Source organism: Streptomyces sp. NBC_00461 (genome assembly GCF_036013935.1).
Classification (GTDB): Bacteria; Actinomycetota; Actinomycetes; order Streptomycetales; family Streptomycetaceae; genus Streptomyces.
This window is the reverse complement of record NZ_CP107902.1, coordinates 10,024,022-10,036,316: the sequence shown is the minus strand read 5'-3', so window position 1 is coordinate 10,036,316 and position 12,295 is coordinate 10,024,022. Positions and strand designations below refer to the sequence as shown.

At 71.0% G+C, this 12,295-nt stretch carries 13 protein-coding genes; 6 read left to right on the top strand and 7 right to left on the bottom strand.

The window, feature by feature from the left end; translation table 11 throughout:
• Positions 1-12: 12 nt before the first annotated feature.
• Positions 13-816 (bottom strand): lysozyme, encoded by an 804-nt coding sequence (locus tag OG870_RS46350; protein ID WP_266588082.1) that lies wholly within the window; start codon positions 814-816, stop codon positions 13-15.
• A 192-nt stretch (positions 817-1,008) separates the two neighbouring features.
• Between OG870_RS46350 and OG870_RS46345 the strand changes: the two genes are divergently transcribed.
• Positions 1,009-1,905 carry a PfkB family carbohydrate kinase gene (locus OG870_RS46345; RefSeq protein WP_266528245.1) on the top strand — a complete coding sequence of 299 codons (897 nt, stop codon included), beginning with the start codon at positions 1,009-1,011 and terminating at the stop codon, positions 1,903-1,905.
• Between the two features lie 39 nt (positions 1,906-1,944).
• Here the strand turns inward: OG870_RS46345 and OG870_RS46340 are convergent, their stop codons facing one another.
• Positions 1,945-2,391: an OsmC family protein gene (locus OG870_RS46340; RefSeq protein ID WP_266528242.1), complete on the bottom strand. Its 447-nt coding sequence runs from the start codon at positions 2,389-2,391 to the stop codon at positions 1,945-1,947.
• A 201-nt stretch (positions 2,392-2,592) separates the two neighbouring features.
• Here OG870_RS46340 and OG870_RS46335 point away from each other — a divergent pair, with 201 nt between their 5' ends.
• The gene (locus tag OG870_RS46335; protein ID WP_266528239.1) at positions 2,593-2,991 is read left to right on the top strand and encodes an OsmC family protein; all 399 of its coding nucleotides are present in this window, start codon (positions 2,593-2,595) and stop codon (positions 2,989-2,991) included.
• A 49-nt stretch (positions 2,992-3,040) separates the two neighbouring features.
• Here the strand turns inward: OG870_RS46335 and OG870_RS46330 are convergent, their stop codons facing one another.
• A complete protein-coding gene (locus OG870_RS46330) occupies positions 3,041-4,132 on the bottom strand; it encodes a PP2C family protein-serine/threonine phosphatase (RefSeq protein ID WP_266528236.1) in 1,092 nt (363 codons plus the stop codon).
• A gap of 336 nt (positions 4,133-4,468) precedes the next feature.
• On the opposite strand from OG870_RS46330, the gene OG870_RS46325 reads away from it, so the two are divergent.
• On the top strand, positions 4,469-4,861 hold the full coding sequence (locus tag OG870_RS46325; protein ID WP_266528233.1) for an ATP-binding protein: 393 nt from the start codon (positions 4,469-4,471) through the stop codon (positions 4,859-4,861).
• Positions 4,862-5,034: 173 nt separating this feature from the next.
• Here the strand turns inward: OG870_RS46325 and OG870_RS46320 are convergent, their stop codons facing one another.
• Both OG870_RS46320 and OG870_RS46315 read right to left on the bottom strand, forming a co-directional pair.
• Positions 5,035-5,535, bottom strand: a complete 501-nt coding sequence (locus tag OG870_RS46320) for a cysteine dioxygenase (RefSeq protein ID WP_266588078.1) — start codon at positions 5,533-5,535, stop codon at positions 5,035-5,037.
• Positions 5,536-5,547: 12 nt separating this feature from the next.
• The gene (locus tag OG870_RS46315) at positions 5,548-6,468 is read right to left on the bottom strand and encodes an amidohydrolase (protein ID WP_327692241.1); all 921 of its coding nucleotides are present in this window, start codon (positions 6,466-6,468) and stop codon (positions 5,548-5,550) included.
• Between the two features lie 227 nt (positions 6,469-6,695).
• On the opposite strand from OG870_RS46315, the gene OG870_RS46310 reads away from it, so the two are divergent.
• Positions 6,696-7,700 carry a LacI family DNA-binding transcriptional regulator gene (locus tag OG870_RS46310; protein WP_266528225.1) on the top strand — a complete coding sequence of 335 codons (1,005 nt, stop codon included), beginning with the start codon at positions 6,696-6,698 and terminating at the stop codon, positions 7,698-7,700.
• 33 nt (positions 7,701-7,733) lie between these two features.
• Positions 7,734-8,522, top strand: a complete 789-nt coding sequence (locus OG870_RS46305; RefSeq protein WP_266528222.1) for an SGNH/GDSL hydrolase family protein — start codon at positions 7,734-7,736, stop codon at positions 8,520-8,522.
• A 156-nt stretch (positions 8,523-8,678) separates the two neighbouring features.
• Here OG870_RS46305 and OG870_RS46300 read toward each other — a convergent pair whose 3' ends face one another.
• A complete protein-coding gene (locus OG870_RS46300; protein WP_266588074.1) occupies positions 8,679-8,987 on the bottom strand; it encodes a hypothetical protein in 309 nt (102 codons plus the stop codon).
• Positions 8,988-9,162: 175 nt separating this feature from the next.
• On the bottom strand, positions 9,163-10,857 hold the full coding sequence (locus OG870_RS46295) for a hypothetical protein (protein WP_327692240.1): 1,695 nt from the start codon (positions 10,855-10,857) through the stop codon (positions 9,163-9,165).
• Between the two features lie 181 nt (positions 10,858-11,038).
• Here OG870_RS46295 and OG870_RS46290 point away from each other — a divergent pair, with 181 nt between their 5' ends.
• Entirely contained in the window at positions 11,039-12,271 is a 1,233-nt protein-coding gene (locus OG870_RS46290; RefSeq protein ID WP_327692239.1) for a carbohydrate-binding protein, read from the top strand.
• The last annotated feature ends 24 nt before the right edge of the window (positions 12,272-12,295 follow it).

Below are 12,295 nucleotides of genomic sequence, written 5' to 3'. Positions count from 1 at the left end.
GGCGCGGGAAGGTCAACCGGTGGCGAACTTGCGCAACACGTCCACGGCGCCGTTGAACTTGTCACGGTCGCCCACGATCGCCCCGGACGAGGTGTACTGCCACATGGTGTACGTCTTCCAGCCTGCCGGCAGCGCCCCCACCGACGAGGCGTAGCGGGCGACCCATAGGGGGTTGGTGGCACCGAAGCCGCTGTAGCTGCCGGTGCAGCTGTCCCACCAGGCCGTGGCCGTGTAGATGACGGCGTCGCGATGCGTGCGGTCCTTGTAGCGCTTCAGGAAGTCGCGGATCCAGGTGACCATGGCGCTGGTGGACTTGCCGTAGCAGGCGTCACCGTAGGGGTTCCACTCGATGTCGAGTACGCCGGGCAGTGTCAGGCCGTCGGCGGACCAGCCCCCGCCGTGGTCGACGAAGTAGTCGGCCTGTGCGGTGCCGCTGCTGGAGTCCGGCGCCGCGAAGTGGTACGCCCCGCGGATCATGCCGACGTCGTAGGCGCCGTCGTACTGCTGGGCGAAGTAGGGGTTCTGGTAGGACGTGCCCTCCGTGGCCTTGGTGTAGGCCCATCTGACGCCGCCGCTCCACAGAGTGGCCCAGGCGACATCGCCCTGGTAGCTGGCGACGTCCACGCCCTCGGTCTGAGTGGCCTTGACGGTCGGCGCTGTGACGGTCGGGGCCGTGACGTCGGGCGGGTCACTGACCGTGTCGTGGGCTCTGACGCCCATGCCCATGTAGGCGCTGCCGCGTACGGGGCTGGGGACGGGCTCGGCCGCCGCGGGTGCGGCCTGCAGTCCGGACAGAGCGAGGAGAAGGCCGGCCATGGCCGCGATGAGACGCAGGCACGAGCGGCCGTACTGGGAGCTTATGGATCTTCGCACGCAATCATCTGACCCCGAGGAGTCCCGGACCGCACGTCAAGTACCGCCCAACGCAGGCATCCCGGCACGGCAGTGGCGTCGTTTCCATCGGTTCGTACACTGACCGCAGGCCCGGGCAGGAGGAGGTGCTGGTGGGTGGAGCCGGCGACGAGGGGGCGTCCTGAGGGGCTGTTCGTCGGCCTGTGCACGCTGGACGTCATCCAGCTCGTGGACCATGCGCCGGCCTCCGACGAGAAACTCACGGCTCGTGAGCAGGTCGTCGCCGCGGGCGGCCCGGCGGCGAACGCGGCAGCGGCCTTCAGCCACCTGGGTGGCTCGGCGAGGTTGCTGACCGCCATCGGCTCCCATCCGCTGGGACGTGCGGCGACCGCTGACCTGAGCCGGCTGGGAGTGACCGTTTCGGACCTCGCGGCGGACTCGGTCGAGCCGCCTGCCGTGTCCTCCGTTCTGGTGACCGCCTCCACCGGGGAACGTGCCGTCGCCTCCACCAATGCCACGGGCCACCGGCTCACCCCGCCCGCCGATCTCGACGCGTTGGTGGCGGCCTGTGACGTCGTCGAGTTCGACGGCCACCACATGGAACTTGCGCTGTCCGCAGCCCGGGCCGCGCGTACCGCCGGCCGGGTGACCGTGCTGGACGGCGGGAGTTGGAAGGACGGCACGGAGAAGCTGCTGCCGTTCGTGGACGTGGCCGTCTGCTCGGCCGACTTCCACCCGCCCGGCGCGGGAACTCCGGCGGACACCCTGCGGGTCCTGCGGGAGTACGGGGTCCTCTGGTCGGCCGTCAGCCGGGGAGGGCGGCCCCTCGTGTGGGCGGGTCACGACGGCGGTGGCACGGTGGAGGTGCCCGCGGTCCGTGTGGCGGACACGCTGGGGGCGGGTGACGTGCTGCACGGGGCACTCGCCCATCACCTCGCCGTTCAGGGCCGGCTGACGGCGGAGGGCTTCGTCGAGGCGCTGCGCGGCGCGGTGGCGGTGGCCTCGCGGGCATGCACCTCGTTCGGCACCCGGGCCTGGATGCGGGAGGGGTGACCGACGACCTGCTCGGTCGTCGAGCGCGACGAGGTCAGGTCAGGCGTCCTCGACCGTCGCGGTGACCGGTGTGCCGATCTCGACCGTGCGGCTGACCGTGCAGAGCCGGTCGTGGGACGTCTTGACCGCCCGGGGAAGGATCGCCCGCGCCCGCTCCGCGCCCTCGCCGTCCGGGAAGGCGACGCTGAAGGTGACGTGCAGATCGGTCATCCGGTTGCCCAGCTCGTCATTGATCTTGTTGCCGGACACCCCGAGGGAGAACCTGGCGGGCTCCGCGTGGCGGCTGACGGCGATGTCCACGTCCACCGCCGTACAGCCTCCGATCGCGGCCAGCAGCAGTTCGACCGGGGTGAACTCGCTCTCCCCGTGCGGATCGGAATCGGAAGCGGTCCCGAAGCTGATCGTGCCGCCGCGGGCGTTCGTGGCGACGAAGTGTCCGGTGCTGGTTCGCTCGACGGTGACGGAGCGCAGGGAGTCTTCGGTCATGCGGACGACATTAGTGCCGTTACCGGTGCCGTTCAGTTCGCGGTCCGAGGCCACTTGGCGCAGGACAGAACCGTAGACCTCGATCTTCAGCAGGTTGATAGCCTCACCGCCGCCGGATGCGCGCCGGGCCGATTCTGCTTGAATTGCGCACGCGGCGTGCGCTGAACCGGCCGTCGCCCGCCGACCACGGAAGGACCGGGGATGGCTGACGGATTCGGCGTCGTGGTCAGTGCCGGGAGCCTCCGCTCCCTCGACGAGCACGCTGTCGGCTTCCCTCATCGGTGGACCACGGAGGGCGTCACCGTCGAGGCGGACTTCACCGGGGCGCATCTGCTTCATCTGGCCGCCGCCGGCTGTGTGCTCAACGACCTGTACCGCGAGGCCGCCGGCTCGGGCATCGTGCTCGACGGTGTGCGCGTCAGTGCGGCCGGCGGGTTCGACACGGAGAACTGGGCCTCGACCGGCATCAGTTACTCGGTCGTGCTGGACTCGACCGCGCCTGCCGCGGACCTGGACCGGCTGATGGAGGTCGTGGACGAGGTCGCCGAGATCCCGAAGGCGATCCGAGCCGGCGCCCGCGTCACCCGGAGGGCGACGTAGGACGTGGCTCGCGCAAGGGCGGCTGCGGGTGCCGGTGGTGGCCCGGAACTCACCCGGCCGCCCCGGCGGATTCTCCGGGCGCGTGCTGGTGGTAGCGGATCAGGAGCATCGCCGCGTCGTCGTGCGGCGGTCCCGCGGCGTGACGGACCAGGTCCTCGCGCAGGGTGTCCAGGGCGCTCTGGGCGTCGGCCTCCTTGAGGAGGTGGGCCCTCTCACCGAGCGGATAGAAGTCACCGTTCTCGTCGCGTGCCTCGGTCACGCCGTCGGTGTACAGCAGCAGTTGCTCGCCGGGGGCGAAGCCGACCGAGAACGGTTCGGGGCTGCCGCTACCCTGCAGGCCCAGGCCGAGGGGCAGGGCGTAGGCCGATGGTTGCGGGAAGTCGGCGGTGCCGTCCTCGCGTACGACCATCGGGGGCGGGTGGCCGTAGTTGAGGAAGACGACCTCGTGACGGGGACCGACCTCGGCGAGGACCGCGGTGACGAACTTCTCGCCCTCCAGCACACGCGACACGCTGCGCTCCAGGCGTTCGCCCAGACCGACCAGGTCGGGCTCGTCGTGCGCCGCCTCCCGGAACGCGCCGAGAACCACGGCGGCCGTCTCGACGGCGGCCAGTCCTTTGCCCTGCACGTCACCCACGATCATCCGCACGCCGTGCGGGGAGGCCACCACCTCGTACAGATCGCCGCCGATACGGGCCTCCGCCACGGCCGAGGTGTAGGACACCGCCGCCTGGAGCGGTCCCGCGGTCAGCGGCACCGGCCGCAGCAGCACACGCTGGGCGACCTCCGCGATCGACCGCACGCTGGCGAGTTCGGCCTCCCGGCGTCGGCGCATCACCGCGGCTGCGATGCTCGCGCCGGTAACGCCCACCACCGACACCACCGCCATGAAGCCCCGGCGTTCCTGGAACAGCCCGTCGTAGAGGCCGAGCGCCACGCACAGCAGCAGGGCGGCCGCGCCGAACCATGCCGTACGCCGCCATCCTCCGACCAGTCCGGCGAAGGCCGGGCCGAGTGAGGCGAGGGGCAGGAAGCCCACCCCGGGTCCCGTCAGGACGTCCCCGACCGCGACCACCGCCATCACCACGACCGGCAGCCAGGTCAGCACCGTATGACTGCGCTGCGTCCTCTTTGCAGTCATGGAGTGCTCCATCGACATCGTGGCACCCGAGGATGCCGTTTTCCGCAGGCGCCCCATTCCCACCTTCGGACGCTCCACAGGCTGCCAGGCAATCCCGGCCTGCGGCCCGGCGCTTTACCCAATTGAGGCCGGGAGCTGATATTTCCTGACCCGTTCACGCCCGGAGTTGAGCCGCAAGGGTTGCCGATCACGGGCACCGGGCATCACGAGTGGGCAGGACCGGCCGCGCAAGAGATGCCGCGGCCCCGGTGGGCGGACTGGCCGCGGGGAAGCCGGGTGTCCTAGGAGGGGATGTGATCCGCCATGCGTGCGCACAGGCGTACCCATGGGCGTTCCGTGCGAGTGGAGTACCTGCTGCTCGACGAGGCCGCGTCGGCACGTCGGGCACGAGGGCTCGCTTCGAAGTTTCTGGCGTGCTCCCGGCTGCGGACGGCGCAGGTGGAGGCCGAGCAGATCGACGACGTGAAACTCGTGGTCTCGGAGCTGGTCGCCAACGCCACCCGGCACGGCCGCAGCGCCTGCCGACTGCGGCTGCGGGTGTCCGAGGAGCGGGTGACCGTCGAGGTCTACGACGAAAGCCCGCTCCCGCCTCGTGTACGGCCGTTCACCGCCGACGGTGAGAGCGGCCGGGGGCTGGCCATGGTGCGCTGCCTGACACAGCATCTGGACGTCACGTCGGTCACGGGTGGCGGCAAGCGGGTGCGCGCGGTCCTGGCCCTTTCCAACTAGTGCCGCGGCAGGGAACGTTTGCCCGTCAAGGAGCGGCGTCCGGTGCGTGCTCTCGGCGTGCCGGCCGGAAGTCCTCGTACTGGACGTACTTGGGCTTTCGGCCCGTGCGGTGAGAGTGCGTGCCGGGCGTCCCGACGGGGCGAACGTTGCCTGTTGCGGCACTAGCCACGCCGTCAGGCGGCCGGGGTGTCCAGCGGCCGCAGTTCGTCCGCGTACGAGACGGAGAGGCGGCGCATCAGGCCGTCCTCGGCGATGTCGTACTGGCCCAGGCGCCACAGTGGCGGCGAGTAGGCGTGGATCGAGACGGCGTCGTCGGTCGCGCCGGTGAGCCGGTGGATGTGTTCGGGGCCGAAGCAGAAGGACTCGCCGGTCTCGAAGGTGACGCGGTGGTGGCTGCCGCCGATACGTGGCGTGGACTCGTTGAGTTGGCCCTGTACGACGGCGACGGCGCCCCCGGACGTGTCGTGGTCGTGCCACCCGGTGTCGTTCTGGCGGGTCCAGCACAGCAGCCAGATGTCGACGTACTCGTCGCGGTGCAGGGACGCGTAGTGCCGCCGGCTGTCGGAGAAGGCCACGTGCCCACGCCAGAGGTCCGGGTGGGCCGCCAGGTCCGTCACGAGCGCCTGGAGTTCGCGCTTGTGGAGGGTTCGCTCGGGCAGGGACTCGTACGTCATGAGTGGCTCCTCTCAGGGCTGCGTGGGCACGGGGGCGGGGATTCGGGTGCGGCCGTGCAGCAGACGTGCGGGGTTGGCGGTGCGCAGCGCGTGGAGGGCGGCGTCCGCGCCGAGGTCGGGGAGGGCGGGCGGTGCGTAGGGGCGGTCGCTGCCGCTGACGATCACGTCGATGCCGACGGTGCGGACGAGTACGTCGACGGCTCGGGTGCCGTAGGAGGAGGTCTCGTAGAACACGTCGAAGTCGATCTCGCCGCGCCCTCCGCCCCGGGCGGCGAGCCGTTCGCCGTGCAGGGGTGCGAGGCCCGCGAGCGCGGCGAAGCAGACGCGCAGTCGCGGGTGTCGAGCGCGGCCGAAGGCGCGGAAGGCGTACCAGGAGGCGTGCATCTGCTGCAGGTACGGGACCAGGGCGGGCCACCACGGTGGGGTGCCGGGGGCGGGCGGGGCCGCGCCGGGATGGACGAACAGAGGCTTGTCGTGGCGGGCGAGGAGGTCGAGGAGTGGTGCGCAGCGGGCCCAGCCCTCGGCGTCGAGGAGTGCTGTGGCGGGGAGCTGGAGGCCCACGCAGCCGCGCCGCAGTTCGCGTTCCACGGCGTCGGGGTCCGGTGCCGACAGGCAGCAGGAGGCCCACACGGCGAAGGGTGCGGGGAGGGCGAGGGCGCCGTCGTGGAACGCGGCCAGCAGCAGGGCGGCTTCGGCGGCCGGGAGGCCCTCGATGCCGAGGGGGCTGGAGAGGGACACCAGGGCCAGGTCGAGACCGTCGGTGGCGGCGAGGCGGGTACGGGCCACGATGTCGTGGTCGGCCGGGTCGACGGTGTAGGGCGGTTCGCCCGTCAGGTGCAGGGTCCAGCCGTCCAGGCAGGGGGGTGTCGTGCGGGAGCGCAGCAGCTCGATGAGGGCGGGCGGCCAGATGTGCTGGTGAACGTCGATGGGCACGCGGGGCGGTCCTCTGGGCGGGCAAGTGGTTGGAACGATTGGCCACGGTTTGTTAAGCGTTTCACTTATGCGGTTAACTTAACCGCTTAACAAAGAGGTCTGTCAAGGGTTCGGAGATCCGGAGGCACTGCGGCCAAGGCCGTCTCGCGGCTGCTGACAGGCTTTCGGGGACGTGGGCGGCGGGCCGTGTGCCCCCGACGTGCGCGCATCCCGGTAGGCTTCGCGGCATGGCCAGGCCCACCAAGCGCACCACCCTCCGGGAGGTGGCCGAGGCCACGGGCCTCTCCACCGCAGCCGTCTCCTATGCCCTGCGCGGCAAGCACGTCTCCAAGGAGACGGAGGAGCGGGTGCGCAGGGCCGCCGCCGAGCTCGGTTACGAGGCCGATCCCATCGCCCGTGCGCTGGCCAGCGGCCGCACCAGCATGGTCGGCGTCCTCGCGGGCGACCTCCAGGACCTGTGGCAGCAGCAGTTGATGGCGGCCATCGGCCGGGAGTTGCTGGCCGGTGACCGGTACGCGCTGATCCTGGACGCGGGAGGTGACCCCGACCGGGAGCTGGTCCTCGCCAAGCAGTTGCGCGACCAGCGGGTCGACGCGCTGCTGGTGTCTCCCGTGGACCCCTCGGCGAAAGGCTGGGCGGCGATCGCCGAGGCACTGCCGGTGGTGGCCGTCGGCGACTCCCTGAGCCGGGCCCGGACGGCCGGCCAGGTCATCTTCGACAACCGTTCGGGCATCGACACGGTGATGGAGTATCTGCACGGACTCGGCCACCGCCGGGTGACCGTCCTGACGCCGACCCGGCCGAGCACACCGGACCGGCCGGCCGACGTCTATGTCGGCGAGGCGGCCGACCGGCTCGGGCTGCGGGCCGAACTGGTGCCCTGTCCACAGGAGTTGAGCGAGGCGACGGCGGTAGCGCGGCGCGTCCTGCAGAGCGCGCACTCGCCGACGGCCGTGTTCTGCTTCTCGGACTCGCTGGCGTACGGGGTGTACGCGGCCGCGGCCGAGGACTCGCTGGAGGTGGGCCGGGACGTCTCCGTGGTCGGCTTCGACGACCATCCGGTGTCGCGGGTGCTCACGCCTCCCCTGACCACGGTGGACTGGGGCCTCGGCGAGATCGCGGCGGAGGCGGCGCGGCTGACCGTCGCGGCGATCGAAGGCAAGCGGGTGCGCAAGAAGCGGGTGCTGTGCGCACCGCACATGCGGGAGCGCCGGTCGACCGTGCGGGTCTGAACTCGGGATGTACTGAAGATAGAATCATCCGGCATGACCGTCTCGCACCCGTATCTGCGCTACGTCGCGATCGGCGACAGTCTGACGGAGGGCATAGGCGACCCCGGTCCGGCGGGCGGGCACCGCGGTTGGGCCGACCGGTTCGCCGAGATCCTCGCGCAGGCGCAGCCAAGACTCACCTACGGCAATCTCGCCGTGCGGGGCAAGACCAGCACGCAGATCAGGACGGATCAGCTCGCCCCCGCCCTCGCGCTGCGGCCGGACCTGGTGACGGTGACGGCAGGCATGAACGACGTCGTACGACCGCGCTACGACCCCGAGTCGGTCGCCGCGAACATCGAGGAGACGTTCGCGCGGCTGACCGCGGCGGGTGCTCGTGTCGCCACCATGACCTTCCCGGACCTGGGCAAGATCTCTCCGGTCGCGCGCCGGGTGCGGCCCCGGATCCTCGACCTCAACGAGCGGGTGCGCGTCATCGCGGCGCGACACGGCGTCGTCGTGCTGGACGTCTTCCCGCACCCGTTCACCGCCGATCCGCGTCTGTGGAGCGACGACCGGCTGCACGCGAGCCCGATCGGGCACGCACGGATCGCCGCCGGCATGGCTCACACGTTCGGTCTGCCCGGCTACGACGACTGGACCGAACCGCTGCCTCCGCGCTCCCCCGTCACCGCCCGGCAGGCGCTCGGGGCCGATGTGCGCTGGGCCATGGACCACGTCGGCCCCTGGCTGTGGCGGCGACTGCGGGGACATGTGCCGGGCGACGGTTTCACGGCGAAACGGCCCGTTCCCGGCCCGGTGACGCCGCAGCACGCGGGCTGAACGTTGCGCCGGGATCGGCGGGGTCCGGTGAAGCGCCGCGACCAGTGGGGTCCGGCGGCCCGCGGGGATCAGTGGGTGCGGTGATCCGCTTCGGCCAGGGGGGTCCGGTGAAGCGTCGGGATCAGCGGGCCCGGTGAACCGCCACGACCAGCGGCGTCAGGGGCACGTGGAGCGCGGGGCGGGAGCGGCCGACGGCCGGATGGGCGACGCCTGCCCGCGCCCGCCGTCGACGGACGGGGCCACCGTGTCCCAGGCGCCGGCGGCTGCCCACCGGGCATCGGGCAGGGCGTCCGCGTCGCCGGCGATCGCCTCGTGGCCGGTGACGTTCGCTCCGTCGCCCCGGATCACCGCCGCCGAGCAGCCGAGCCGCGCGACTACGACGCGGGTCGGTTCGGCACAGGTCGTGGCCTCGTCGAGCGTCGTGCCGATCCCGGCCGTCAGCGTCCGCAGCTGCCCCACCGCCACCGGCGGGTCCTCCACCGAGCCCGGACGAGCCCACGCGCCCGGCCGCCTCCTGTGCTGCGGGGCCACGGAGCGAGCGGATCAGTCGTACGACGCCGAACACCCGTGAATCGTGACAAAGCCCGGAAAACCCGTACCGCGCACCGGGCCGCGCCTCGCAGGGGGTGTTCCGCGGCGCTCAGGCCTCCTGGTCCCAGCAGGGATCGACGGCGGTGACGTTCGGGACGGTCTCCAGACGGCAGAAGCAGGAGGCCTCGATCGGTACGTCCGCCGTCGCCGCGGCGATCTTCAGCTGCTGGGCCACGATCCGCGCCTCGCCGTCCTTGCCGAGCCGCACGAGGCACTCGTGGAAGCCGTGCAGGGCCCAGACGTTGGCCGGGTGCTGGCGGGCGCGCGGCAGGGTGTCGTCGAGGCCCAGGTCGGCGCGGTAGACGGCCTCGGCCTCCGCGACCAGGCCCTGTTCGAGGAGCAGCGCCCCGTAGGCGTGCCGGGTGGGCTGCATCCAGCCCCACGGCTCGTCGTACGGGAGACCGTCGTCCAGCTCGATCGACCGGCGCAGTGCCGCGAACGCCGCCTCTCGCTTGCCCTTGCGGTAGTCGAGTTCGCCGTCCAGCATCGCCGCGGCGATGGCCAGGATGTCCGCGCAGGTGTTGTTGAACAGCATCCGGGTTTCCGGGACGCGGGTGACCGCGTCGTGGAAGAGCGCGCGCTCGGCGTCGGCCTCCTTGATCCGGCCGGTGGCCGAGAGGGCGACCCCGCGTGCGTAGTGCAGCATCGCGGTGCTCACGCAGTGGAGCCGCGCGTCGGCGGGCAGCGGAAGGCCGAGGATGTCGTCCCAGCGGCCGAAGCGGATGAGCACGTGCACCCGCATCGCGAGGAAGCCCTCCAGCCAGTCCGCCATGGGTGGGCTCTGTACCCGCAACAGGTCCTCGGGCACGGCCTTTTCGAGCCGGTGCACCGCATCGACGGCGTCCTGGAAGCGGCCGAGGAACATCGCACCATAGATCTTGAAGTGGTGGTTGTGGCATCGGTACAGGGTGTAGAAGTTCATCGCCCCACCCCTGGCGAGGAACTTCTCGTCGGCCTCGATCGCCGTGTCGTTGTCGGAGACGACCCGGCGGTAGTCGCCGCAGAGCACCTCCAGATGTGACGGCATGTGCTGCAGATGTCCGGCGTCCGGGACCAGTCCGCGCAGCCGGTCACCGGCCGGCAGGGCGGCTTCGGGGGTCGGCGACATCTCCATCAGGTGGATGTACATGTGGAGCAGGCCCGGGTGCCGCGCGCCCCCCTCCGTGGCGAGCGCCCGCTCAAGGACGGCCCTGGCCTGCGTGGTGCGCGAGCCCGCGGCGGGTGTGCCCGTACGGATGTCCCACAGTTGCCATGGGGTCAGGTTCATCAGGGCGTCGGCGTACAGGGTGGCCACGTCGAGGTCGTCCGGGGCGAGTCGGTGGACCGCGTGCATGCTGTCGGCGTAGTCGGTGTTCCACACGGAGCAGTCCTCGACGGCAGGGGCCCGCTCCTGCGGATAGCGGGCGCGCAGGGCGTCGACGAGGGCCCGTTCGACCGGGGTGGCAGCGACGGCCTTGGTGTGCGCGCGCTGTACCGCGGCGTGGGTGCGCTCGACCGTCCGCGCCAGTTCCCGCTCGTCGAAGAACTCCCAGGGCTTGTTGTAGTTCGGGCCCAGTGCGTAGGCCACGCCCCAGTCGGCCATGGCGCAGTCGGGATCCGCCGCAGCGGCGGCCTCGAAACATCGGACGGCCTCTTCGTGATGGAAGGCGTAGGTCCAGTTCAGTCCACGGTCGAACCACGTCTGCGCCTCGGAGGACGATGTCGTCACGCGCCGACCGTGGCTGCCGAGGTCGTAGTAGCTCATCAATCACGAAATACCGCACATCGCCCGTAACGCACAACCCCCACCCCCGGCCGGGAGCGGACGCAACGCAAAGGAATTGCATGGTCTAGACCAAGAACGCATTTGGTCTAGTCCAAAGCGTGGACGTCGTCACCGGACAGCAGGAAGCTGAGGCATTCCCCCACCCCACCGGAGGCACACCGTGAGACGTCTTCGCGCATGTCTGGGCGCAGCAGCCGCCGTCGGACTCACCGCCGCGGGCACCACAGCCCTGGTAGCGGGCAACGCCTCGGGCGCGACGAACGCGCTCGACAACCGCTGGTACGCGGCGGCCCCCTACCTGATGCCGCTCGACAACGACCCGCCCGACCCGGCCGCCATCATGGACGCCACGGGGCTCAAGGCCTTCCAGCTCGCCTTCGTCCTCGCCCCCAACGGCGGCGGATGCTCGCCCACTTGGGGCGGGACCGCCCCGGTCTCCTCGGACACCGCCGTCCAGTCGGTCATCAACACCATCCGCGGCAGGGGCGGCGACGTGTCCGTCTCCATCGGCGGATACGGGGGCACCAAGCTCGGTCAGACATGCTCGGACGCGGCGGCGACGGCAGCGGCGTACCAGCAGGTCATCACCAAGTACGGCCTCCACGCGATCGACTTCGACCTGGAGGAACCGGAGTACGAGAACACGGCGGCGATCAAGAACGAGATCGGCGCGGCCAAGATACTCCAGCAGAACAACCCGGGCCTGTACGTCTCCGTGACCACGGCCGGCACGGCCGACGGCACCGGCTGGTTCGGCAAGCAGATGCTGCTGGAGGCGAAGTCACAGGGCTTCACGCCGAACAACTTCTCCATCATGCCGTTCGACGGCGGCTTCAACGGCGCGGCCTCGCAGACGAGCGCGCTCACCAACTTCAACTCCATCCTCCAGTCGACGTTCGGCTGGGACCAGGCCACGGCCTACGCCCATGAGGGCTTCTCCGGGATGAACGGGCGCAGCGACACCGGCGAGGTGTTCAGCCAGGCCGACTTCCAGACCGTGCTGGACTACGCCACCGGTCACCACATGGACCGCTTCACCTTCTGGTCCCTGAACCGTGACCGCCAGTGCTCTCCGGTCGACAACGGCGGGCGCACCTCCGGCACCTGCTCCAGCGTGGCGCAGAACTCCTGGGACTTCGCCAAGTACTCGGTGAAGTTCGCGGGCGCCACACCGCCGTCCTCGACGCCCACACCCACCCCCACTCCCACGCCGACGCCGACGCCGACGCCGACGCCCAACGGGTGCAAGACGGCATGGAGTTCGAGCGCGGTCTACACCGCCGGCAACGAGGCCTCGTACAACAAGCACAACTGGAAGGCCAAGTGGTGGACCCAGAACGAGGCGCCGACCGCTTCCGACTGGGGGCCGTGGCAGGACGAGGGGGCCTGCTGACAGCCACAGGGCGGCGCCGTCCGT

Bases quoted from the DNA above. Each gene is read 5' to 3' on its own strand.
- OG870_RS46320 (WP_266588078.1), bottom strand. From the start codon at position 5,535: ATGACGTACGAGTCCCTGCCCGAGCGAACCCTCCACAAGCGCGAACTC.
- OG870_RS46295 (WP_327692240.1), bottom strand. From the start codon at position 10,857: ATGAGCTACTACGACCTCGGCAGCCACGGTCGGCGCGTGACGACATCG.
- OG870_RS46310 (WP_266528225.1), top strand. From the start codon at position 6,696: ATGGCCAGGCCCACCAAGCGCACCACCCTCCGGGAGGTGGCCGAGGCC.
- OG870_RS46335 (WP_266528239.1), top strand. From the start codon at position 2,593: ATGGCTGACGGATTCGGCGTCGTGGTCAGTGCCGGGAGCCTCCGCTCC.
- OG870_RS46330 (WP_266528236.1), bottom strand. From the start codon at position 4,132: ATGACTGCAAAGAGGACGCAGCGCAGTCATACGGTGCTGACCTGGCTG.
- OG870_RS46340 (WP_266528242.1), bottom strand. From the start codon at position 2,391: ATGACCGAAGACTCCCTGCGCTCCGTCACCGTCGAGCGAACCAGCACC.
- OG870_RS46305 (WP_266528222.1), top strand. From the start codon at position 7,734: ATGACCGTCTCGCACCCGTATCTGCGCTACGTCGCGATCGGCGACAGT.
- OG870_RS46350 (WP_266588082.1), bottom strand. From the start codon at position 816: ATGGCCGGCCTTCTCCTCGCTCTGTCCGGACTGCAGGCCGCACCCGCG.